This is a genomic window from Streptomyces sp. NPDC006294, from assembly GCF_042870895.1.
Taxonomy (GTDB): Bacteria; Actinomycetota; Actinomycetes; order Streptomycetales; family Streptomycetaceae; genus Streptomyces.
Map to the genome: position 1 here is coordinate 1 of NZ_JBIAHV010000009.1, position 20,528 is coordinate 20,528.

Consider the following 20,528-nt stretch of genomic DNA (forward strand, 5'->3'; position numbering starts at 1 on the left):
CTGAAGGCGGTCCTGGTCCAGGACTTCGTCGACTGCTGGCACGGCAGCGCCAGCGGCTGCGCCTGGGCCGCGTCCAACTTCATCCCCGGCAAGGCGCTCGGCAAGGTCTTCGAGGGCATCCGCGCCCTGGACGCGGCGATGAAGACCGGGGTCGGAGTCCGTGACGCGTTCCACGCCCTCAAGGTCCTGGACCTGGACCCCGCGACCCTCGCCAAGCTCAACGCCGTCGTCAACGCCCATGAGGACCTGTACACCGCCTGCAAGGTGAACAGCTTCCCCGGCACCACCCAGGTGCTCATGGGAGACGGCTCGCACCGGCCCATCAGCCAGGTGCGTACGGGGGACTTCGTCAAGGCCACGGATCCGGCTTCCGGCCAGTTGCGGGCCCGCCAGGTCACCGACACCTTCAAGCACGACACCCAGCGGCTGATCGACATCACCGTCACCGGCGGGGAGAGGCTGGCCAGCACCGCCGGCCACAAGTTCTACGTGGTGGACGCCGGGTGGACGCTGGTCTCCGACCTGCGCGTGGGCGACCGTCTGCGCACCCCGGACGGGTCCGTCCGCGCGGTGACCGCCCTCCACGACCGCTCGGGCCTGGCTCCGCGCACGGTCTACGACCTCACGGTCGACGACCTGCACACGTTCTTCGTGCTGGCGGGCGCCACTCCGGTCCTGGTGCACAACTGCAAGATCGCTCTGGGGTGGCAGAATGGCGGCAAGCTCGACGAGTGGGCCGCGCTCCCCGAGAACAAGTTCCACACCTTCTCCAACGCGTCCCCGAACGACTTCGCCCGGATCGCGGAAATGGCCATCGCCGACCCGAGCGTGAAGCTGCACATCAACATGACGGGACTGAACGAACTCGGCGGCTTCAAGGCCGCTGCCCAGCGCGGCCTGACGGCCGGCGAGGCCGGACGTGCCACCGACTACGAGATGTCCATGATCGCGAGAGCTCTCGTCAACGGCCAACGCTCGTGGGACACGGTCAAGTTCTACTCCCCGTCGGGTCCGGACGGGGCCATGAGACTGAACCCCCCGACAACCATGCCGGATCTGTCAACGCTGAAGGGAGACCTTGACCCTGTGAAGGGTTCGGTCATCGGATACTGCCACTGCTGAGGGAATCGATTATGGACAGCCACCGGAAGGACTTGTACCCGGACGTGGCCGCTTCGGGTGGTCTCGGACCGGCCATGAAGGAGGCAGCGAAGATGAGCGGATGCGACATCGGGCTGCCTCCCTGGGACACCGACGTCATCAGTATCGAGACGGCCAGGGGCTTCCTGCTGGTCGATCCTGCGACCGAGGAGCGTCTGTTCCGGGTGCGGGTCCACATTCCCGGGTTCACCTGGGGAATCGGCTCGACGGATGATCTCGGACTGCTCGTGGAGGCGCTCGCCGCCTGGCGGGAAGGTACGCCACTCGAAGAGCTGGAGGCGAGATTCACGTTCCTGGATCTCGATGAATTCACCAGAGCACTCGAGATCGGGGAGCCCACCTCTTCGCAGTGGTCCGACCTTCTGGCGTCCGACTTCCACCGCGGGCAATGGAACCTTCTGCGTCGTCTCCATGCGGATGAGGTACTGCGGAACATGTTCCCGACGATCACGCACGGCGCCGTCCGTCTGTGTGTGGATCCGCTCGACGGAACGAGCCGTCAAGTCCTGGTGCACGAACTGGACGAGGAGCGTTGTGAGGTTCTTCGCGTCGCGGTGCCCGGGGCCGCCTGGGTCGAGGTGCCGACCGGTGAACTGATCGCCTGTCTGCGAGCTGCCCTGAACGAACCCTGATCCCGGCAGATCAGTCAAGTCGGCCCCGCCGGGCAGCGGCAGCTCCGGGGCCGTTGCACCACGTGGTCGTTCGATCGGACCGCAAGTACGTCGCGCAGGCGCTCGGCCGGGCCTACCGGCCGAGCGTTCTGCGTGGCCGGCCCTCGAGCCCGGCGGCGACAGCTGTTCGCCTGTCTCGCCGCCCCAGCCCGGTCGGCCGGGCTGGGGCGGCCCTGCGGCCTCGGCCCGCTTGGAGATCGCGCGGCTCCGGCGCGACGAGGAATGGTTCCCGGCCGCCTTCGAGGCACTGGAGGCGATCACCGAAGGGCGCGCGACGGACGCCCACTGGGAGGCCGTCGCCCCCTTCACCCACGGACGGTGGGACGCGGCGGCCCGCGCCCACCGGGCGGCGGGCGTGGAACAACGCAACCGGGAGGCCGCGGCCCTGTACGACGCGGAGGGCGCGTTCAGCCCCGCAGCGACTCGCGAAGCACTGGCGGGGTTCGAGGGGCGGACCCTGCTGCTGGCCGCCGAGTTCGACGTCGCCGCACCGCCGCGCACAGTGGCCGCCGCCGCCGGGGCATTCCCCCGCGCCGAGACCACCGTGCTGCCGGCCGCCGGCCACTTCCCCTGGCACGACGACCCCGAAGGCTTCGTCCGGGCCGTCACCTCGTTCCTGGGCTGAGCGGCGCGGGGTGCACGGGGCGGCGTCCGGCGTCGTCGGCCGGCTCGTCCTGAGCCATCAGGCCGGCCACCCACAACGGCATCAGCCAGTGCACCGTGAGGACCGCGATGAGCACCGGCGCCGCATACGCCGTGGGCGCGTTGCCCTCGGCCGCACCCGCGATCAGCAGGCCGGCGGCGGTGACCGCGAGGAGCAGGGTCATCGACCGGTGGGCGCGGGCCTGCACCCGGGTGCGTTCGGCGGACTGCCGCTCGTCCAGCGCTCGTTCACGCAGTTCGAGCAGGCCGCGGGTGGCCGCGTTGATCACTCCGGTCGCGACCATCCACGGCAGCAGCAGCACCGCCATGACGACGAGGGCCCAGATCGGTTCCCCCTCCGCGAGGTAGGCGTAGGCCATCAGCCCGCCCATGGTCGCGGTCAGCACCAGATGCGCGGCGACGGCCAAGCGCCGGCGGGCGGCCGTGGCGTACAGCGGCCGGCCTCTGCGGTCGTTCATCAGCCGCAGCATGCCGTGGTCGTAGCGCGTCAGCCGTGTCGTTGTCATGGCGTCTTCCTCCCGTAGATCTCATCCGTGAGCGGCCGGAACGGTTCGAGCGAGAACAACGCCTCCACCGGCAGCTCGAAGAACTTCGCGATCTTCAGTGCCAGGTCGAGGCTCGGGTTGTACTGCCCCCGCTCGATGTAGCCGATGGTCTGGTAGTGCGCCCCCACCGCCTCGGCCAGGTGCTGCCGCGACACCTTCCGCTCGGCGCGCACCACGGCCAGCCTGTTGTGTACCTGCTCGCTCATGTATAAGGAGTACTACATCACGATGGAGAGCTGCAACTTCGGGCGGCGCTCCTGGGGACTAGGGATACCCCTGGGTCGGCACTCACGCTCGGCCTCACGCCCCCGCCCGTCACCGGCCTTGTCCGTGATGGAGGCAGCCCGCTGCGCCCGTACCGCCGTAAGCAGGCACTCACACGGGTGCGCCTGGGCGCCGCGGACCAGCCCTCGCCACCGCCGACGTTCAGTCCGCGAAGCGCGCCATCCGCGCCTCGACCTCGTCCGCGGCGCGTGGCAGGCCCGCCGACAGGTTCTCGTTGCCGTCGTCGGTGACGACGAGGCCGTCCTCGATGCGGACGCCGATGCCGCGCCACACCTCGGGCACCGTCAGGCCGTCCGCCTGGAGGGCGGGTGCCCCGGGCGACGCGTACGCGGGCCCGGGGCGGGTGCACCGCCGCGTAGGCTCGAGGGACCGTACGCCCGGAAGGAACAGACGCATGACCCGCCCCGCACCCGGCCCCGCCGTGCCGCAGTCGGTCGACCGCGCGCTGGAGATCCTCGACGCCGTGGCGGACGCTCCCGGGCCGGTCGGGGCGAAGGTCCTGGCCCGGCGGCTCGGGTGCTCGCTGTCGACCGTGTACCACCTGCTGGGGCCGCTGACCGCCCGCGGGCACCTGGTCCGGACCGGCGCCGGTTACGCTCCCGGGCCGCGGCTGGCCGCGCTGCACCGGTCGTACCGGAGGCACCTGGGGCTCGGGCCGCAGATCGCGGAGCTGCTGCCCCGGCTGCGGCGGGCCACCGGAGCGGAGGCGTACTTCACCGCGTACCGGGACGGCCGGATCGTCATGGTCGACAGCACGGTGCCGGTGACGGACGTGGCCCACCCCTTCCTGCCCGGACCCGAGACCCGCGCACACGCCACCGCCCACGGCAAGGCGCTGCTGGCCGCGCTGCCGAGGACGGCCCGGCGGCGGTATCTGGCCGAGCACGGCATGGCCCGGTTCACCGACCGTACGATCACGACGGCCGAACGCTTCGAGGCGGAGGTCGCGCAGGTGCGGGGGCAGGGTCTCGCGGTGTCGATGGGCGAGGCGGACCCCGGGTTCACCTGCCTGGCGACGACGCTGCCGCAGCCGGCCGACGGCCCGGACGGCGTGGTGCAGGCGTTGTCGGTGTCACTGCCCACCGCCGACTTCCGGCGGCGGCACGGGGAGATCCGGGCGGCGCTGGCACGGGCCGCGGCGACCGCGTCGCTCTGACCCGACGGCCGTTTTCCGGCACAGCTTTCCGGCACAGCTTTCCGGCACAGCTTTCCGGCACAGCTTTCCGGCACAGCTTTCCGGCACAGCCGGAATCCGGCGCGCCGCGGGTGGTCCCGCGTGGCGGGTGGCGGCACCGTGGACGGCATGATCTTCATCGCCGTCAGGTTCACCGTCCGCCCCGAGTACAGCGACCGCTGGCTCGAGATCGTCGACGACTTCACGCGCGCGACCCGCGCCGAGCCCGGAAACCTTTTCTACGACTGGTCGCGCAGCGTCGACGACCCCCACAGGTTCACGCTCCTCGAGGCCTTCGCCGACGCCGACGCGGGCGCGGCGCATGTGGCCTCCGACCACTTCCGGGCCGGCATGGAGTCGATGGCGACGGCCGTCGCCGCCACCCCGGAGATCATCCACGTCGAGGTCCCGGGCCAGGGCTGGAACGAGATGGCGGAGCTCAGGCCGGTCCGGTAGGGCCGCGGCCCGGGGGCGTACGACAGGGGGCGGTTCCCGGTGACTCCCCGGAACCGCCCCCACGCCGATGCCGAGCCTCAGGACCCGCGGTGGGTGGCGGGCGCCGGGGCCGGGGCGGGAACGCGGGCACGGTCGCCGTCCTCTTCCCGGGCGTGGTCGAGGGCGCGCTCGAGGCGCAGCAGGGCGGCCTCGCGCTCCGGTGCCGCTTCCTCGCGTTCACAGCAGGCGCGGGCGAAGAGGCGGAGGAGGTCGTGGTAGCGGTACCACTGCGGACCCACGGACTCCAGCAGGTAGGCGTCCACCAAACCCTCCAGCAGGTCCTCGGCGTAACGCTGGGGCAGGTCGAGGACGGCCGCCGCGGTCGCCAGGGGGATGTCGGGGCCGTCGGCGAGGGACAGGAGACGGAAGGCGCGTGCGCCGGCCGGGTCCAGTTGCCCGTAGCCGAGTTCGAAGGCGCTCTTGACCGCGAGGTCACCCGCGCGCAGTTCCTCCAGGCGCCGGCGCTCGTCGGCGAGTCTGGCCGCCAGCACGCGGACCGTCCAGGTGCGGCGGGCGGCCAGCCGGGAGGCGGCGATGCGGATCGCGAGCGGCAGGAAGCCGCAGGCCGTCACCACGTCGACAACGGCTTCGCGCTCGTCGGCCACCCGTTCCGCACCGACGACGCCTGTGAAGAACTGGGCGGCCTCCGCCGGGGACATCACGTCCAGGTCCACGAGGTGCGCCCCCGCCAGATCGACCATCCGGCCACGGCTGGTGACCAGCGCCGCGCACCCTGCCGTGCCCGGCAGGAGGGGCCGGACCTGGGCCGCGTCCCGCACGTCGTCCAGCACCACGAGGATCCGGCGGCCGTCGAGGGCGGAGCGGTACAGCGCGGCCCGGGCCTGCCACCTGTCGGGCAGTTCGGAGCGCGGGACACCGAGGGCCTGGAGGAAGTCGCCCAGGACGTCGTGCGCGTCGGCCGTCCCTTCCCGGGGCCGGTCGAGATGCGCGTAGAGCTGGCCGTCCGGAAAGCAGGGCCGGACCGCGTGCCCCACCTCCAGCGCGAACGCCGTCTTGCCCGCGCCCGCCATGCCGGACACCGCGACGACGGGCGTCGCGGCCTCGTCCTCGGCCGACGTGAGCCGCCGGACGGTCTCGTGCACGGCCGTCCCCCGTCCCGTGAAGTACGGGTCCTTGGCGGGGAGTTGGGCCGGACGGTACGCGGCGGAGGTGGGAGCGGCGCGCGGCGCCCGGAGCCCGGAGGTGGCCAGCGTCACGTCCGCCGCGAGGATCCGCCGCTGAAGCTCGGCGAGTTCGGGTCGCGGATCGACACCGAGCTCGTCGGCGAGCAGCCGTCGGGTGTCGGCGTACACGGCGAGCGCCTCCGCCTGCCGCCCGCTGCGGTACAGGGCGAGCATCAGCAGTTCACGCAGCCGCTCACGCAGGGGATACGCGTCGGTGAGCGCGGTCAGCTCGGGGACGGCTTCCGCATGGGCGCCGATCTCCAGGTCGGCGTCGAGACGTGCCTCCAGGAGTTGCAGGCGCCACTCCTCCAGGCGGGCGCGCTGGCTGTCGGCGAACGGGCCCGGGACCGCGGTGAGCGCCTCCCCGTCCCACAGGCGGAGCGCCTCGTTCATCCGGGCACGGGCTTCGCGCACGTCGGCGGCCGCCAGCAGGCTCTGAGCCTCGGCGGCCAGCCGCCTGGCGATCCCCAGGTCCACCGCGTCCTCGGGGACGCGCAGGGCGTAGCCGCCGGATTCACTGTGCAGGACGTTCATACCGAGGATCTTGCGCAGCCGTGAGGCGTAGGTCCTCGTGACCGCCAGGGCCTGGGTGGGCGCCTCCTCGCCCCAGATGGCGTCGATCAGCTCCTGGGCGGTGGCCGTGCGTCCGTTGCGCAGCAACAGGGCTGCCAGGAGGGCGCGCTGCTGCGGCGACCCGGAAGGCAGCACCTCTCCGTCGTCGCGCCGGATGCTCACCGGCCCGAGCACCGAGAACCGCAATTGCGGCGCGCCTGCCGCCTCCTCGCCGCGCATCACCGCTCCCGACCTCGTCGCGCCCTGCGGGCGTATTCAGGACGTCCATCATTCGTATATCGCCGGAGCCCACCATAGTTGAACTGACGTCCGCCACCAGACTGCCCAGTCCGTTGGACCATACGTCGCGAGGGTAACCCCGGGATGGCCTCCCGGGGCCCTTGGCGTTTTCGGAATATGCCAACTCTGTTGCTGTGACCGCCTTTTGGGCTACGGTCATACCGCTGTCACGCCGTCGAGACGACACCGAGGGCCTCCTAGCCAGAAGCCTGCCGACGTTCCTCTCGCGCGCCGTGTGCAGTCATCACGGACTGGGCAAACGGACGTTAGGAGAGTGCTCTCACCATGCACTTCACAAGCTCATCGATCGGGCTGCTGGCCGGCGTGACCATCTCGCTGGCCTACTTCGTACTCGTCGGCCATCTGGCGAGGTCACTGCGCACCACCCACCGGCTGCCGGTCGTCATCGGGGCGATCTCGGGCATGCTGGGGGCACTGCCCGCGATCCTGTACTCGATGCAGTACGTGCTCGACGTGACCGCCTGACGGTCACCCGGCCCCACGGCCACGGCGTCACCCGGCCAACCGCACTTCGGAACTCCGGGCCGGGGAGCGGGGCTGCGGCACCTGGGGGTGCCGCAGCCTTCCCACTGTCTCAGCCGCGCTCGTTCCCGGTCCCGGTGGGGCCGTGCCGTGCCGGCCAGAGAAGTGCCTGAGCGACCACGACCCGCTCGCCGTCGAAGGTGACGGCGGGGCCCTCGTGCAGTCGGTAGCCCTGGCCGAGCGCCTCGCTCACGCGTCGGCAGAACGCCTCGTCGTCGGGGCCGGTCAGTACGCGGTACACGGGCAGCCCGTCGGGTGGTGTGCTCATGGGGCCAAGGATCTCAGAGGTCCTGGACACGCCGGAAGGGAGCGCCGGCCTCCAGCGCGTACGCGACCTCCAGCAGCGTCCGCTCGTCGCCGGGGCGGCCGGAGAACATGACGCCGATGGGCAGCCCGTCCTCCGTCGCGCTCGTGGCGGGTACCGAGATCGACGGCGTTCCGACGACGTTGTTGACCGGTGTGAACGCGACGTACGCCAGGATCCGTTCGATCAGCGTCGGGTACGGAACCCCCGGGCTGAGGTGGCCGATCGGCGGCGTGGTGTGGGCGAGCACCGGGGAGAGGACGAGGTCGAGCCCGCGGAACGCCGCCGCGTACGCCTCCCGCGTACGCTTCAGCCGCCGCAGCACGCCGGGCGTACGCCGCCAGCCCTTCACATACGCCTCGCGCAGTCCCCGGCTGAGGCCGTCCATGCGGCGCCGGTCGAAGTCCGTGCCGAGCGTCCGGCCCGTGACGCCGATCAGGAACGACAGCAGGCCCCAGTAGGCGAGGAAGTCCTCGGTGAAGCGGGGGTCGAGCGCCAACTCCACCGGCTCCACCGTGTGACCGAGCCCTTCGAGCGTCGCCGCCGTCTCCGTGACGGCCGCCCGGGTGGCGGCGTCGGATCGCACCCCGTTGGGCGAGTCGAGCAGAAGACCGATGCGGAGCCGCCGCTGAGAGGGGCCCTCGACCAGCCCGAGGGGCGCCAGCTTCGGGTTGCGCCAGTGTGTCTCGGCGGCGGCGAGGAACGCGGCGGTGTCCCGCACCGACCGGCTCACGATGCCGTCGGTGACGATGTCGAGCGGCAGCTGACGGCCCTGCGCGTTCGCCACGACCCGGCCACGGGTCGGCTTCAGTCCGACGAGGCCGCAGCAGGCGGCGGGGATCCGGATCGAGCCGCCGCCGTCGTTGGCGTGCGCGATCGGCACCGCGCCGGCGGCGACGAGCGCCGCGCTGCCGCCCGAGGAACCGCCCGCCGAGTGGGCCGTGTGCCACGGGTTGCGGACGGGCTCGGCGTCCTCGTACTCGGTGGTCGGGCTGAACCCGAACTCGGGCAGCCGCGTCTTGCCGAGCACCGAGACACCGGTGCTCAGGAGCTGCCGCGTGAACGGCGCGTGCCTGCGTGCGCCCTTCGGCACGAAGGCGGCGCTGCCGTGACCGGTGGGCAGCCCCAGGTAGTCGGTGTTGTCCTTGACGAAGGTCGGCACCCCGGCGAACACCCCGCCCGCGCCCACTCCTGCGCCGTGCGCCGGTACGTCGAGCTGCACCTGAACGGCGTTGAGCCGCCCCTCCACGGCTGTGACCCGCGCCGCCGCGTCCCGGGCGACCTCCTCGACGCCGACCTCACGCCGCCGGATCGCCTCGGCGAGCCCGACGGCGTCGTGCTCACCGAGGGCGTCGTCGCAATAGGCGTGCACCGTGGTCTGTTCCCCGGAAGTCGTCACCGCTGGCTCCGCCCATGAACGCGTGGTTGGTTGCCGGCCATCATTCCTTACCGGCAAGTAACACGCGAGGGTTCCGGGGCCGCGATTTCGGGAATCAGTGCGGCACGGATGACAGCCGGTGCCGGCGGCACGGCCGGGTGCGAGGAGCATCGCGGCTCCTCGGTAGCCTGCGTCATCATGAAGCGCCCCTGGATCCTGCCGACGCTGTTCGTGCTCGGCGGCTCAGCCGTCGCGACCGGAATGTTCCTCAAGGGGAGCCCCGGCGAAGCCGTGGTGCTCCTGCTGGTGTTCGGGTTGCTGGCAGCCGTGAACTCGCCTCTGATCTTCCCGAGGCCGATCGGTGCGCTGGAGGCACAACGCCGCAGCGCGGCCGACGGCCGGCCGGTCGTCTTCTGGCGCCCGGGCTGCACGTACTGTCTGCGGCTGCGCATCCGGTTGGGCCGTGACGCCCGCCGGCTGCACTGGGTCGACATCTGGCGCGACCCGGCGGGAGCGGCAGCGGTACGGGCGGCCAACGACGGCAACGAGACCGTACCGACCGTCCTCGTGGCGGGCCGTCCGCACGTGAACCCGGACCCTGCGTGGGTGCGCGAGCAGCTCCCGCCTTCCTGACCGCGGAACGAGCGACCGGCGGGCCCGCCACACATGCGGCCGGGCCCCCGCCGGGGAGCCCGCTGCTGCCGCCCCGTGGCCGACCCGCGGCCGAACGGAGGGCCGGCCCGCAAACGCCCCGCAGCCGAACGGGCGGCCGGAGGGCTCCCCTTGGGTGCGGCCGCTCGCTCAGCCGACGAGGGCCCGCCACGTCGTCGGGCCGGCCACGCCGTCGACGTAGAGCCGGTTGGCACGCTGGTAGCCCCGCACCGCGGAGTCGGTCGCCGAGCCGAAGTCACCGTCGACAGCGAGCCCGGCGCTGTGCTTGTTCAACCCCGTCTGAAGGCCGCGGACGTGTGGCCCGAAGTGCCCCCTCCGGAGCGAGTAGACGAGGTAGGGCCAGGTCTTCGGACCGACCTGGCCGTCGGCCACGAGCCCCTTGGAGGACTGGAACTTCTTGACCGCGGAAGTAGCCCAGCGCCGGATTGCACCACCGGCCGTCCTTGAGCGTCGCGGCGGCTGCCGACGACATCAGTCCCGCCGTGCCCGTCAGCACCAGCGAAAGACCGGCGCCGCGCCGAGCAACAGCCTTCTGCGCGACGGCCCCACGGGCCGATACGTCTCCGGGTCCTCGGCCGTGGCTTCGGCCGGACCGCACTGCTCACACATTCCTGTCCTCCTGCGGTGCATTCGAGGTGCCCTGTGGAGCGAGGACGGCCGGTGCGGCTGATGGCGCGGGGTCGCAGGCGGCCTTCCCCGTTTACGTGGCGGAGCGTGTCAGAGCCAGGATCCGGCTCCCAGAGCAACGTCCGGTTCCTGCAACCGTGCGACGGGCCCAGGTCCTGCCCACCTACGCGCTGCGGTACATCCGGTGGGCCCCGGCATGAGTACTACCCGCGCAAAAGGTAAGTACCATGCCCGATGCCCGAAGCCCTGCGCCCCGCTGGAATGGCACCATGAACAGGGACGACGTGACACCGCTCGGAACCGCCCACGAGAGCTGGTGGCGTGCGCCTCTCCTGGCCTCCGTGCTCGGACTGCCGCTTCTCGTCTGGGAGTACAGCCTGTTCCGTGCGGACGGCTACACCAGCGGCATCGAGACGGTGATCCGGGCAGCGATGCTCCTCGTCGCCGTCTCCTGGACCCTGCCCCACCGCCGGTCGCTCCGGACGCTGCGCACGGTGACCGCCGGAACCGCGATCGGGTGCGCGTTCCTTCCACTGCTGTTCGCGGTGCTGCTGGGCGCGGCGATGGCCTCGGGGTGACGGCAGCCCCGCCCTCGGGCCCGCCCGCCGCGAGCGTCACGGCGTCACTACGGGATGCCCTCCCGACGGCCGTCGAGCAGCGCTGCGATCTGGCCGGCGCGGTGGAAGGCGGCCTCGGTCGTGGCACTCCGCATCGCGGGACACCCGAAACGAGACGTACCACTGGCAGGCCGGACACGCGGCCTGATGGTGGACGGCGTACGTCCGGCCGATGGTCATCTTGTCGAGGCGAAGCGCGTCCGGCCCGGACTGCGAGAAGAAGTTCCTGGACTGCACGAGCGGGCCGTGGGTGCTTGGCGGAGGAGGGCTCGATGGCTCGGAAGGTTGGCGAGGTCATGGCGAGTGAGCCGGTCGCGGATCGGGCCGCAGACGCCGGGCTGCCACCCCGACGCGGCCGACGCGGGGTGGCAGCCCTGCCGGTCAGTCGGCCAGCAGTTCCCGCAGTTCGCGGACCGCCTCCCGGAGGCGGTCCGCGAATGTCCGCATCTGGTCGGCCACCCCCAGCGGTGTGCTCAGGTAGAGGTTGAACCGCTCCGGCAGCAGCACGTACGCGACGCCAATGCACCGGTCACTCGTGGCCCCGAAGCCGAAGTGCTGGATGTTCGCGGACGGTGCCGAGCTGGTGCTCAGGTAGTCGTCCCGCATCGTCAGCCAGCCCGGAGTGCGGTACAGCGCGGGCTGCTCGGTCACTCCCAGCTCGGCCCCGCGCCGTCGCTGGATCAGTTCCAGTTCCCACAGGTGCTGCTCGGGTGCCTGGGCCAGCCGGCATTCCTTCGCGCGCGTCACATGCTTCTGGGCGGCGGCCCGGAACACGGTGCGCCGGGTGGCGGCGTCGGCTGCCGGATCGATCATGGCCGCGACGAACTCGTGCATCTCGGGGGTGACGACGCGCATCGCCTCGGTCCGCCCGTGCCGGTACTGGCGGGTGGCGATCGACTCGTACGTGGCGCCCAGGTGTCCCTTGGCGCGCTGGTGGGCGAGCTGGTAGGCCACCTGGACGAACGCGTCCGGCGAGACGCCCAGGGCCTTGGCCGCACTGCTGCCGAAGTCGTCGAAGGACACGATGCGGGTGGCGGTGGCGGCTCCGTACGCCGCGAACGCGTCGGCGGCCGAGCGCACTTGGGCCCGCAGGGCGTCGTCGAGTTCGAAGACGACCGGTTCCAGCGCCGGCAGCCCCTGGGAGCGGGCGCCGGACCGACGGGAGTGCTCCTCGGCCGGGGTGGTCAGCAGGGCGTCGGTGAAGCTGAGGATGGTGGTGCCGTCCAGCTCACAGTGCTCCACGTTGATGCCCGCGCGGCCGTCGGCGAAGACGATGAAGGACACCGCCTTGTCGAACCAGCGGTTGCCGCGGTCGCCGTACAGCAGCTGGTCGCAGGCGTCCTGGGTGTCCGCGGGGGCGAAGTCCTCCAGGCAGACGCAGAACAGGGCGGTCTCGACGTCGTCGAGCGCGTCCGCGTTGCGGGGGTGGCACGCGAGCAGGGACTGGCGGGCTGCCGCCCACTGAGCGCGAGCCATGGTGGTGAGGTGGCCCACCGAGGTGTCCGCGGCGGCCGGTTCGGCGCCGGCCTTCATCACCGCGTGCAGGCCCGACTCGAGGTCTTCGAGGCTGTGCGGGACGCCGTCCGCGCCGATCACGTCCAGGCGGAACATGCCTCCCCGGAAGAACACCACGATGTGCCGGGCCCGGGACGGGCCCGGCCACTGGTCGGTGTAGGGGCTGCGCACGGTGTCCTGTTCCGCGCCGGGAATACGGGTCGCGGAGAACAGATACTTGTTCTGCTCCATCGACTGGGGCTCCCCGCGCTGCATCACCGGAGGAATGAGTTCCTCGTCGAGCTGCCGCTTGTAGTCGACGGCCCCGGCGATGAGCCCGGCGGCGCGCTCCACCTGCGGCCGGCCGGTGTCCTTGAACAGGAAGAAGAAGTTGGCGTTGAGCGCGATCCGGTCCCGGCGGCCCAGGTAGCGGTACGGCCAGAAGGTGTCGAGCCAGCTGTGTACGCCCTCCGCCGCGTCGTACTCCTCCAGCGCCGCGTGCAGCACCCGGCCCGGGCCGTCCGGCCTGAGGAAGGCTGCCACCTCGGCCTCCGTCGCCGCCAGTTCGTCGGCGGTCAGCAGCGGCTCGCACCAGGCGAGGAACCTCTCGCAGCTCGCCTCGAGTGTGGGCAGCGGCACGCGCGGCAGACCGGCCTCCTGGGAGAAGGTCGTCATGGCAGGCATGTCCTGACTGGTGTTCAATTCTGCTCTCGATTCAGCTCGTGGGACCTGTGGCTTCCCCGTCAGCGGGCCGGGAGAGGTAGAGCTGTGCGTACAGCCAGCCTTCCGCCTCCAGGCCCCGCGCATTCACCCCGACGGCCGACATCCTGTCCAGCACGAGCGTCTGCTCCTCAGAAGAGGCGAACCTGCGCTGCCTGAAGAACCCTTCGGCACGGACGGTCCGGTAGCCCAGCTCGGCCAGCGCGTGCTCGACGGGGTCGAACGGGAACATCCGCAGGACGAAGTGCGCCATCCAGGGCCGGCGGGTGCCCTGTGCCTGGACGACTCGGGTGAGCGTGCGCTCCGTGACGTAGCCGAGGCAGCCCGTCGAGATCACCAGGTCCGTCCCGGCGAACTGGGCGCGCTGCCGCGGCGTGGGCTCGCGCTCCTCCAGGTCGGCGTGGACCGCGTCGTCCAGGAACTCGGCGTCGAGCGCGTAGGACAGCGCGCTGCCGGAGGTGTCGAGGCCGACGAAGCGGACGGGCTGCGCGGGGCGGCGCGACCGGGCCAGCTCCCGGTCGTGGGCCAGCAGGGCTTCGCGGCTCTCTCCCGCGCGCTCCTGGCCGACGTAGCGCGCGTACAGCTCGTCCATCGTCGCGTCGTACTTCAGCAGGGCGGCGTTGATCCCGTAGGAACAGCCGATGTCCAGCACCTTGGGGACCGCGACACGTTGCGAGTCGCGGTACTCCTTGATGAGTTTGGCGAAGTAGGGCTTGGCCTGCTGGGGAATGCGGTAGCCGAGCGGGTTCAGCGCGCTGAAATAGCTGCGCGGATCGGGCTGGGTGTAGATGTGGTCGAGAGAGACTTTCCCGGTGGCGTCGAATCGCACAGGGCTTACTCCTCCATTGATCGCTTGGTGCGGATCGCGCAGCGGGGGCTCGCGCGGCGCCGGATCGCGCAGCGGGGATACCGCTAGTCCAGCAGCAGGTCGCCCCGCACCGCCCGGCCCTCGGCCGCCAGATGCTCGGGCAGTACGCGGCCGAAGAGCTGCTGGGTCCGTGCCACGCTCCCGATGACGCCCGGGTGCTCGCTGTAGGCGAATATCGCGGAGTGGCGGGCGACCTCGCCGTGCACGGGGCTCACCCGGTGCAGTGAGTAGCGGCCCTTGAACAGCTGTAGGTCGCCCGGTTGCAGGGGCAGGCTCCGAATCAGCCGCTCGCCACGGCCGTCCAGTACGTCCCGGACGTCGTCGAAGCGCTCGTCGTGCGCGGACCTGATGTTCGGGCAGTACTCGAAGTCGCCGCCGGCCTGTGCCTGCTGAGTGAGCATGCTGACAGTGAACTCATTGGTGTCGAAGTGCCAGGGGTGCTCCATGCCGGGAGCGACGACATTGAGAACGAGCCCGGAGAGCGGGTCCGCCAGCTCGTGGAGCTGCGGCAGCCCGAAGCAGCGGGCGATGAAGTCCTGGAACACCGGGTGGGAGTAGAGCCTGCTGATGAGGGTACTCTGGGGGACGCGGTCCCGCGCGACGAAGGCGTTGCCCCGCTGGAAGGTGCGCCGACCTGGGTGGTCCTCGGGCAGCGCCGATTCCACCGCGATGTTGTAGACGTTGACGGTTTCGACGTCGTAGTGGGCCCGAGGGGCGATGGCCGAGCACTCCTGCCGCAGGACTTCGCGGAGCGACGGACGGATGAAGTCCGGCAGCACGGTGCAGCCGAGAGTCCGCAACTCGAGCCGGGCGCGGGAGACCACGGCCTGTGCCTCGGCGCTCTCGGGTTCCGGCAGGGGATAGCGAGCCGTGTCGACCACCTGGTCGAGCGTTGCGGTTTCCAAGGTTCTCAATCGATCCTCTCCACATGCGGGCAGACCGTCCCGGGCGGAACGCTCCCGGCGCGGCTCCTCATCAACTCCGCTGAGACACAGGAGCGTTGAAGCTTGCGCCGAAGCTGCCACAGAGCCGCCCTCGTTGTCTGTGACACGTCACACGAGGCCGGGGCGGCATACTCGGGGCCGCACCTGGTAAGTCACTGAGGGAAGATTCATGGGGCGGATGCGGGTTCTGCCTGTTGGACGCGGCTCCTGGGGAACTGCTTGACCGTGAGCTGGAGCGCCTGCTCGGCCACGGAGCAGCCGTCACGCTGAACCTCCGGCGGGTGGCCGACCGGACGGGCGCGCGGGCCGCGTGGACGGACCGGGTGGACGGACCGGGTGGACTTCGCCGACAGGTCCGCGTGGCGGCCCTCCACTGTCACCGTGCAGACGAGGCCGTCGCGGCGCAGCCGCAGCTCCTGGTCCGCGTAGCCGCCCTCGTACGTGAGCAGTTGGCGTCCTTCGCCGTCGTCCACGCAGTGGACCGGGTTGCCGAAGGGCACGGGGCAGCCGCGCGCGTCGGCGCGGCGGGTGTCGTGTCCGGCGCGTGCCACTCCGAGATGGAGTCGTACCGAGTGGGGCCGCTCGTACTCGGCGCCGAAGGTGTCCTCGCCCGCGCCCAGGGCCCGCAGCGTGTAGCCCGGCGGTGGATCGCCGACCCGCAGCAGGCCGCGGTCCACGGCGTGGGCGGCGACATACTCGTCGAGAGTGGGAGGCCGCGCGGCGTCCGAGTAGGCGTACGCCCCGTCGCCGACGAGAACGGCCGCCGCCGCGAGGGCGCCCAGCCTGATCCGGATGCCCGGGAGGAACAGGGCGGCAGCGAGCGCGTAGCAGCAGCCTCCGGCCGCGTAGAGCGGGAAGGCGTTCTCGAGGCGACCGACCTCGAAGTTCACCACGGCGGCCACGGACGCGCCGGCCGTGCCTGATACGTAGACGCTCAGCGTCCACGCCCACCGGCCGCGTGGCCGATGAGCGAGCGGGACGATGGTGCGGGCGGCGCTCGCGACACCCGCGAGCGCCACCAGCCCCACAGCGGCCCCCAGTGCGAGGAGGCCGCCGCGAACCATCGCCCCGCCGGCGAAGAGGGCGATCAGTACCACCTGGAGCTGCACCGCTGTCAGTACGCCTCCGACGCACCAGACGGCTGCCAGATGGGCGGCTCGGCGCCCCGCTTCGTTCATCCCTGCCATTCTCGTGATCACGCCGGACCGGCCGGTCGCGGTTCCCTGACCGCAGTGTTCAGCGTGGTGTTCGGATGCCGTCGATGATGCGGGTCCAGTTGTCGCCACCGTGTCCGTCGTCGATCGCGCGCCGGTAGTGGGCCTGGACCGCCAGCGGGAGGGCGAGGTCGAGGCCGAGGTACGTGCTGGTGTCGACGATGTGGTCGGCCGTCGCACCCATCATGGTGACCGTGCTGAGGTCACCGGGGTGCTCTCCGGCGTCGAGTGCGGCGCCCGGGCTCTCTTCGCCGGCCCGGAGCATCTCGCCGATCGAGTCGGTGAGGGCGAGCAACTCGGGCAGCGCTTCCCGGGCCTTCATCCCCGCGTTGCCCAGCATCGCGGTGGCGTGCATCAGTCCGGACAGAGTGGTGAGGAACACCGCGAGGTTGGCCTGGTACATCAGCTGCGCGAGCCCCGGGTCCTCGCCGAAGTACTTCGGCGTACCGAGCGGTGTCAACGCCACCCGGTGACGGTTCATCACCTCCTCCGGGCCGCTGTAGTAGACGTAGGCGGCCTCCGTGCCGACCATGGGCGCCGGCGCCATGACGCCGCCGGTGAGGAACGCGGCGCCGTGGCCCACCGCCCAGGCCGCCGCTTCGCGGCTGCGGTCGGGAGTGTCCGAGCTCAGGTTGACGAGCGTCCGGCCGGCGAGCGATCCGGTGGCGCTGTCGAGGATGTCGTACATCGCCTGGTAGTCGGTGAGGCTGAGGATGACCAGATCGCTCGCCTCAACCGCCTCGCGGGGCGTCACCGCGAGCGTCGCACCTTCGGTGACGACGGCGTCGGCGCGGGCGGCGGTGCGGTTCCAGACGGTGACCGGATGGCCGGCCGCGAGAAGCGTCCGGGTCATGGCCTGTCCCATCGGGCCGAGCCCGATCACGGTGACGGCGGCGCGTTGCGTAGTGGTGTCGGGGTTCTGTCGTTCGTTCACTCCTCCATGCTCGGAGAGTGGCACTAATCTCGGTAGTACCCACTATTTACTGCGGTACTTACCTTCTCGTAAGGGGAGATCAGCGATGGCCAAGGCACCGAGGCGCGGACCTTACATCTGCGGCATCGACGCCGCGCTCGACGTGGTGAGCGGCAAGTGGAAGGGGCTGATCCTCTGGGAGCTCGACGCCCATGGCGTGCGCCGCTTCGCCGAGCTCCGCCGCGGTCTGCCGGGCGTGAGCGAGAAGATGCTGACTCAGCATCTGCGGGAGATGGAGGCGGACGGCCTCGTGCACCGGGAGGTGTACGCCGAGGTGCCGCCGCGCGTGGAGTACTCCCTGACCGAACACGGGCGCACGCTCAACCAGGCGCTCGCACCGCTCGGCGCCTGGGGGGTCGAGCGGATCCGACGCGAAGGCTCCGACGTGGTCGACGTGGCCGACGTGACCGGGACTTCGCACCGATAGACGCCGTCCGCGGTCCGCTGTCCGCGACCGCTGACCCGAGGCTGGACGCCGGCCCGTCGAGTCGACCTCCCCCGCTATACCGTGTGGCCATGTCCACGTTCATACAACAACTTCCGGCCCTGATCGGCGTGGTGGTCGGCGCCCTCGGCTCGTACCTGGCGATCACCCGGGGCGACGCGGCCCGCTTCCGCCGTGAGCAGGTCGCCCGTTGGGAGGAACGGCGGCTGACGGTCTACGGCGACTACGCCAGGTCGCTGAAGAAGAGCGTCACCCTGGCCTACCGGATCGCCGCCCATCTCGGCAACGACCCCCACCCGCACCCGATGTCGCCCGAGGAGGCGGCAACTCACCTGGCCGAGGCCACGGACGCCCGGGACCCGGCCGGGGAGGCCCTGTTGATGCTCGGCAGCCCGGACGTGGTGGACAGGGCTCGAGAATGGGTCGTCACGGTGATGGACATGGAAGCGTTCCTGCGCGACCGGACCGTCGACCGGGAGAAGTGGTCGGCGATGCTCCAGCGCCAGCGCACCGCGCGCGAGAGGTACTACGCGGCCGTCCGGCGTGACCTGACGCTCCCGCCCGGCCACTCCGGGGCATGGCCGCTCCCGCCCTCGACGGGTTCCTGAACACACCGCCCAACCGCCGAAGGGCAGGGCAGCTCGGCCCGGTTCTCCCGCAGCAGGCCCGCCGGGTGACGTACGTGAGGTGTTGTACGTGGCCGACTCGCGTCCATGTTTCCGGGGCGCCCGTGCCGGCCGGCCCGGTGCCGTCCGCGCAGGACTCGAGCCGGTCCTCGGCGGCGCGGCGGCAGGGCGAGGGCTCGCGGCGGTACGAGTGGTCCTCGACGATGCGGCGGTCTGCCGCCGCGGCCGTCGGCGCGATGGCGCTCGTCGCGGCGACCACCGGTACGGCCCACGCGGCCGACACGACGCTGCTGGAACGGGCCCGGTGAGGTGTGCGTCCAGAAGGAGTCCACGGCGCACTGACGCACTGTCAGTGACGGCATGACGACGGGCCGTGGGTGCGGGGACCGGGCCGTACGGGCTCGGTCCGCACCCCGGGGCGGTGCTGCCGGACGTACGCAGCATGCCGGGCCGGAGCCTGCCGGGGCCGGGCAGGGCGCCCGGAGTGCCCGTCAGGCAAAATCTTGCTGGTGTTCGAGACAACGGAGAACGGGGGTGCCGGGCCATGGCGCGGCGAAGGTTGAGGTCAGGCACGGTGGTGATCGGCGGCATGGGGCTGCTCGCGGCGACGCTCGCGGCATGCGGCTCCGACCCGGACAAGCGCTGCGTCGACCCCGTGTCGTACGACGTACTGCCCGACTACAAGTGCAAGAAGAGCGACAGCGGCTCGGGCGGCGGTGCCGGCGGAGGCGGCGGCAAGTACTACTACGGCGGCACGGTCAGCGACGGCAAGGTCTCCGGCGGCAGCTTCAACAAGTCCGCCGTCAGCAGAGGCGGCTTCGGCAAGTCCGGCTCTGGAGGCGGGTGATCCGCCGTGCGACGCCGCACCATCGAGCCCCGCCCCGGCTGGCAGCACATCGTCGAGGAGCAGGGCTGCATCTATCCGCTGACCCGTCATCCCGACGGATCGCTGCGCCCGTACTGGGACGAGAGCGCGTACTACGAGTTCTCCCTGCCCGAGGTCGAGGCGCTCGAGGAGGTCGTCGAGGAACTGCACGCCATGTCGCTGGCCGCGGCGGCGCACATCGTGGAGAAGAACCGTTTCGCCGAGCTGGGCATCACCGACCCCCGTCTGGCCGCCCACGTCGCCGAGTCCTGGGAGCGGCGTGACGAGCTGCCCTCCCTCTACGGGCGCTTCGACCTGCACTACGACGGCACCGGGCCCGCGAAGATGCTGGAGTACAACGCCGACACCCCGACGTCCCTGGTCGAGGCGGCGAGCCCGCAGTGGTTCTGGATGGAGGAGCGCTTCCCCGGCGCCGACCAGTGGAACTCGCTCCACGAGCGCCTCGTGGACGCGTGGCGGCGCCAGGCCCCGCTCCTGCCGCCCGGTCCGGTGCACTTCGTGCACACCGACGGCGACGAGTGCGGCGAGGACCTGATGACCGTCGCGTATCTGCGGGAGACCGCGGAGCAGGCGGGGATAGCGACCGAGGCGCTGTCGGTCGAGCGCATCGGCTGGGACCGGATCAGCGGCCGCTTCGTGGACGAGCGGCTGCGCTTCATCCGCAGCTGCTTCAAGCTGTACCCGTGGGAGTGGCTGGTCACCGACCACTTCGGCCCCCATGTCCTCGACACCCTGGACAACGGCGGCGGCACCGGCACCACCTGCTGGATCGAACCCGCCTGGAAGATGCTGCTGTCGAACAAGGCGGTGCTGGCGATCCTGTGGGAGCTCTACCCGGGCCACCCGAATCTGCTCCCCGCCTACCTCGACGGCCCCCGCGAACTGGCCGAAGGACCCGGCTGGGTGGCCAAGCCGCTCCTGGGCCGCGAGGGAGCCGGGGTCACCCTGCACGCACCGGGTGACGCCGCCGTGGCGCGCGACGAACCCTGCTGCTACCAGGAGTTGGCACCGCTTCCCGACTTCGACGGCAACCGGGTGGTGCTGGGCGCCTGGGTCGTCGAGAACGAGGCCGCCGGTCTCGGCATCCGCGAGTCGGCGGGACCGGTCACCGACGGCTACGCCCGCTTCCTGCCGCACGTGATCCTGTAGCCGGCGGGACGGCCGGCGACGGGACGCCCGGCGGGGAA

At 71.4% G+C, this 20,528-nt stretch carries 22 protein-coding genes and 4 pseudogenes; 14 read left to right on the forward strand and 12 right to left on the reverse strand.

Going from position 1 to position 20,528, the window contains the following annotated elements; translation table 11 throughout:
• From ACFYOP_RS17275 to ACFYOP_RS17285, 3 genes are all read left to right on the forward strand, one after another.
• Nucleotides 1–1,122: Hint domain-containing protein (locus ACFYOP_RS17275; protein WP_356897588.1), on the forward strand; the 1,122-nt coding region annotated here is incomplete at its 5' end.
• A gap of 11 nt (nt 1,123–1,133) precedes the next feature.
• The gene (locus tag ACFYOP_RS17280) at nt 1,134–1,793 is read left to right on the forward strand and encodes a hypothetical protein (RefSeq protein WP_356897587.1); all 660 of its coding nucleotides are present in this window, start codon (nt 1,134–1,136) and stop codon (nt 1,791–1,793) included.
• A 229-nt stretch (nt 1,794–2,022) separates the two neighbouring features.
• Complete coding sequence (locus tag ACFYOP_RS17285) at nt 2,023–2,457, forward strand: hypothetical protein (RefSeq protein WP_356897586.1); 435 nt, start codon at nt 2,023–2,025, stop codon at nt 2,455–2,457.
• Here ACFYOP_RS17285 and ACFYOP_RS17290 read toward each other — a convergent pair.
• The 3 genes and pseudogenes from ACFYOP_RS17290 to ACFYOP_RS17300 form a co-directional block, all read right to left on the reverse strand.
• Nucleotides 2,438–3,001 carry a hypothetical protein gene (locus tag ACFYOP_RS17290; RefSeq protein ID WP_356897585.1) on the reverse strand — a complete coding sequence of 188 codons (564 nt, stop codon included), beginning with the start codon at nt 2,999–3,001 and terminating at the stop codon, nt 2,438–2,440. The two genes, ACFYOP_RS17285 and ACFYOP_RS17290, sit on opposite strands and share 20 nt — an antisense overlap.
• Nucleotides 2,998–3,246, reverse strand: coding sequence for a helix-turn-helix transcriptional regulator (locus ACFYOP_RS17295; protein WP_356897584.1), 249 nt, complete (start codon nt 3,244–3,246; stop codon nt 2,998–3,000). The genes ACFYOP_RS17290 and ACFYOP_RS17295 overlap by 4 nt, the downstream gene beginning before the upstream one ends.
• Nucleotides 3,247–3,466: 220 nt before the next feature.
• Nucleotides 3,467–3,625, reverse strand: a pseudogene (locus tag ACFYOP_RS17300) (aminopeptidase P family protein); the annotation flags it as partial.
• Nucleotides 3,626–3,719: 94 nt separating this feature from the next.
• On the opposite strand from ACFYOP_RS17300, the gene ACFYOP_RS17305 reads away from it, so the two are divergent.
• Together ACFYOP_RS17305 and ACFYOP_RS17310 are read left to right on the forward strand one after the other, a co-directional pair.
• Nucleotides 3,720–4,481 (forward strand): IclR family transcriptional regulator, encoded by a 762-nt coding sequence (locus ACFYOP_RS17305; protein ID WP_356897583.1) that lies wholly within the window; start codon nt 3,720–3,722, stop codon nt 4,479–4,481.
• A 147-nt stretch (nt 4,482–4,628) separates the two neighbouring features.
• On the forward strand, nt 4,629–4,955 hold the full coding sequence (locus ACFYOP_RS17310; protein ID WP_356897582.1) for a putative quinol monooxygenase: 327 nt from the start codon (nt 4,629–4,631) through the stop codon (nt 4,953–4,955).
• 128 nt (nt 4,956–5,083) lie between these two features.
• Here the strand turns inward: ACFYOP_RS17310 and ACFYOP_RS17315 are convergent.
• Nucleotides 5,084–6,970: pseudogene (locus ACFYOP_RS17315) on the reverse strand (BTAD domain-containing putative transcriptional regulator); the annotation flags it as partial.
• A gap of 345 nt (nt 6,971–7,315) precedes the next feature.
• Here ACFYOP_RS17315 and ACFYOP_RS17320 point away from each other — a divergent pair.
• Nucleotides 7,316–7,516, forward strand: coding sequence for a hypothetical protein (locus tag ACFYOP_RS17320; protein ID WP_356897581.1), 201 nt, complete (start codon nt 7,316–7,318; stop codon nt 7,514–7,516).
• Between the two features lie 109 nt (nt 7,517–7,625).
• Here the strand turns inward: ACFYOP_RS17320 and ACFYOP_RS17325 are convergent, their stop codons facing one another.
• Both ACFYOP_RS17325 and ACFYOP_RS17330 read right to left on the reverse strand, forming a co-directional pair.
• Nucleotides 7,626–7,841, reverse strand: coding sequence for a DUF1737 domain-containing protein (locus tag ACFYOP_RS17325; protein ID WP_356897580.1), 216 nt, complete (start codon nt 7,839–7,841; stop codon nt 7,626–7,628).
• Nucleotides 7,842–7,854: 13 nt separating this feature from the next.
• The gene (locus tag ACFYOP_RS17330) at nt 7,855–9,276 is read right to left on the reverse strand and encodes an amidase (protein WP_356897579.1); all 1,422 of its coding nucleotides are present in this window, start codon (nt 9,274–9,276) and stop codon (nt 7,855–7,857) included.
• Nucleotides 9,277–9,453: 177 nt separating this feature from the next.
• Here ACFYOP_RS17330 and ACFYOP_RS17335 point away from each other — a divergent pair, with 177 nt between their 5' ends.
• Nucleotides 9,454–9,888 carry a glutaredoxin domain-containing protein gene (locus ACFYOP_RS17335; RefSeq protein ID WP_356897578.1) on the forward strand — a complete coding sequence of 145 codons (435 nt, stop codon included), beginning with the start codon at nt 9,454–9,456 and terminating at the stop codon, nt 9,886–9,888.
• Nucleotides 9,889–10,056: 168 nt separating this feature from the next.
• On the opposite strand, the pseudogene ACFYOP_RS17340 reads toward ACFYOP_RS17335, so the two are convergent.
• Nucleotides 10,057–10,335: pseudogene (locus ACFYOP_RS17340) on the reverse strand (peptidoglycan-binding protein); the annotation flags it as partial.
• A gap of 488 nt (nt 10,336–10,823) precedes the next feature.
• Between ACFYOP_RS17340 and ACFYOP_RS17345 the strand changes: the two are divergent.
• Together ACFYOP_RS17345 and ACFYOP_RS17350 are read left to right on the forward strand one after the other, a co-directional pair.
• The gene (locus ACFYOP_RS17345; protein WP_356897577.1) at nt 10,824–11,132 is read left to right on the forward strand and encodes a hypothetical protein; all 309 of its coding nucleotides are present in this window, start codon (nt 10,824–10,826) and stop codon (nt 11,130–11,132) included.
• Nucleotides 11,133–11,186: 54 nt separating this feature from the next.
• Nucleotides 11,187–11,321, forward strand: a pseudogene (locus ACFYOP_RS17350) (hypothetical protein); the annotation flags it as partial.
• A gap of 231 nt (nt 11,322–11,552) precedes the next feature.
• Here ACFYOP_RS17350 and ACFYOP_RS17355 read toward each other — a convergent pair.
• The 5 genes from ACFYOP_RS17355 to ACFYOP_RS17375 all read right to left on the reverse strand — a co-directional run bounded on the left by ACFYOP_RS17355 (nt 11,553) and on the right by ACFYOP_RS17375 (nt 17,345).
• Complete coding sequence (locus ACFYOP_RS17355) at nt 11,553–13,340, reverse strand: choline/carnitine O-acyltransferase (protein ID WP_356897576.1); 1,788 nt, start codon at nt 13,338–13,340, stop codon at nt 11,553–11,555.
• A 40-nt stretch (nt 13,341–13,380) separates the two neighbouring features.
• Nucleotides 13,381–14,214 carry a class I SAM-dependent methyltransferase gene (locus tag ACFYOP_RS17360; RefSeq protein WP_356897575.1) on the reverse strand — a complete coding sequence of 278 codons (834 nt, stop codon included), beginning with the start codon at nt 14,212–14,214 and terminating at the stop codon, nt 13,381–13,383.
• 83 nt (nt 14,215–14,297) lie between these two features.
• Nucleotides 14,298–15,167, reverse strand: a complete 870-nt coding sequence (locus ACFYOP_RS17365; protein ID WP_356897574.1) for an arpA protein — start codon at nt 15,165–15,167, stop codon at nt 14,298–14,300.
• 197 nt (nt 15,168–15,364) lie between these two features.
• Nucleotides 15,365–16,375, reverse strand: a complete 1,011-nt coding sequence (locus tag ACFYOP_RS17370; RefSeq protein WP_356897573.1) for a hypothetical protein — start codon at nt 16,373–16,375, stop codon at nt 15,365–15,367.
• A gap of 58 nt (nt 16,376–16,433) precedes the next feature.
• Nucleotides 16,434–17,345 carry an NAD(P)-binding domain-containing protein gene (locus tag ACFYOP_RS17375; RefSeq protein WP_356897572.1) on the reverse strand — a complete coding sequence of 304 codons (912 nt, stop codon included), beginning with the start codon at nt 17,343–17,345 and terminating at the stop codon, nt 16,434–16,436.
• Between the two features lie 85 nt (nt 17,346–17,430).
• On the opposite strand from ACFYOP_RS17375, the gene ACFYOP_RS17380 reads away from it, so the two are divergent.
• From ACFYOP_RS17380 to ACFYOP_RS17400, 5 genes are all read left to right on the forward strand, one after another.
• Entirely contained in the window at nt 17,431–17,811 is a 381-nt protein-coding gene (locus ACFYOP_RS17380) for a helix-turn-helix domain-containing protein (RefSeq protein WP_356897571.1), read from the forward strand.
• A gap of 89 nt (nt 17,812–17,900) precedes the next feature.
• Complete coding sequence (locus ACFYOP_RS17385; RefSeq protein WP_356897570.1) at nt 17,901–18,437, forward strand: hypothetical protein; 537 nt, start codon at nt 17,901–17,903, stop codon at nt 18,435–18,437.
• A 122-nt stretch (nt 18,438–18,559) separates the two neighbouring features.
• On the forward strand, nt 18,560–18,763 hold the full coding sequence (locus ACFYOP_RS17390) for a hypothetical protein (protein ID WP_356897569.1): 204 nt from the start codon (nt 18,560–18,562) through the stop codon (nt 18,761–18,763).
• Nucleotides 18,764–18,999: 236 nt separating this feature from the next.
• Nucleotides 19,000–19,302: a hypothetical protein gene (locus tag ACFYOP_RS17395; RefSeq protein ID WP_356897568.1), complete on the forward strand. Its 303-nt coding sequence runs from the start codon at nt 19,000–19,002 to the stop codon at nt 19,300–19,302.
• Nucleotides 19,303–19,308: 6 nt separating this feature from the next.
• Entirely contained in the window at nt 19,309–20,490 is a 1,182-nt protein-coding gene (locus tag ACFYOP_RS17400) for a glutathionylspermidine synthase family protein (protein WP_356897567.1), read from the forward strand.
• The last annotated feature ends 38 nt before the right edge of the window (nt 20,491–20,528 follow it).

What these genes read in the sequence shown, in the direction of transcription:
- ACFYOP_RS17280 (WP_356897587.1), top strand. Translation starts at nt 1,134, where the DNA reads ATGGACAGCCACCGGAAGGACTTGTACCCGGACGTGGCCGCTTCGGGT.
- ACFYOP_RS17290 (WP_356897585.1), bottom strand. Translation starts at nt 3,001, where the DNA reads ATGACAACGACACGGCTGACGCGCTACGACCACGGCATGCTGCGGCTG.
- ACFYOP_RS17295 (WP_356897584.1), bottom strand. Translation starts at nt 3,246, where the DNA reads ATGAGCGAGCAGGTACACAACAGGCTGGCCGTGGTGCGCGCCGAGCGG.
- ACFYOP_RS17305 (WP_356897583.1), top strand. Translation starts at nt 3,720, where the DNA reads ATGACCCGCCCCGCACCCGGCCCCGCCGTGCCGCAGTCGGTCGACCGC.
- ACFYOP_RS17310 (WP_356897582.1), top strand. Translation starts at nt 4,629, where the DNA reads ATGATCTTCATCGCCGTCAGGTTCACCGTCCGCCCCGAGTACAGCGAC.
- ACFYOP_RS17320 (WP_356897581.1), top strand. Translation starts at nt 7,316, where the DNA reads ATGCACTTCACAAGCTCATCGATCGGGCTGCTGGCCGGCGTGACCATC.
- ACFYOP_RS17325 (WP_356897580.1), bottom strand. Translation starts at nt 7,841, where the DNA reads ATGAGCACACCACCCGACGGGCTGCCCGTGTACCGCGTACTGACCGGC.
- ACFYOP_RS17335 (WP_356897578.1), top strand. Translation starts at nt 9,454, where the DNA reads ATGAAGCGCCCCTGGATCCTGCCGACGCTGTTCGTGCTCGGCGGCTCA.
- ACFYOP_RS17345 (WP_356897577.1), top strand. Translation starts at nt 10,824, where the DNA reads ATGAACAGGGACGACGTGACACCGCTCGGAACCGCCCACGAGAGCTGG.
- ACFYOP_RS17355 (WP_356897576.1), bottom strand. Translation starts at nt 13,340, where the DNA reads ATGACGACCTTCTCCCAGGAGGCCGGTCTGCCGCGCGTGCCGCTGCCC.
- ACFYOP_RS17370 (WP_356897573.1), bottom strand. Translation starts at nt 16,375, where the DNA reads ATGAACGAAGCGGGGCGCCGAGCCGCCCATCTGGCAGCCGTCTGGTGC.
- ACFYOP_RS17380 (WP_356897571.1), top strand. Translation starts at nt 17,431, where the DNA reads ATGGCCAAGGCACCGAGGCGCGGACCTTACATCTGCGGCATCGACGCC.
- ACFYOP_RS17385 (WP_356897570.1), top strand. Translation starts at nt 17,901, where the DNA reads ATGTCCACGTTCATACAACAACTTCCGGCCCTGATCGGCGTGGTGGTC.
- ACFYOP_RS17395 (WP_356897568.1), top strand. Translation starts at nt 19,000, where the DNA reads ATGGCGCGGCGAAGGTTGAGGTCAGGCACGGTGGTGATCGGCGGCATG.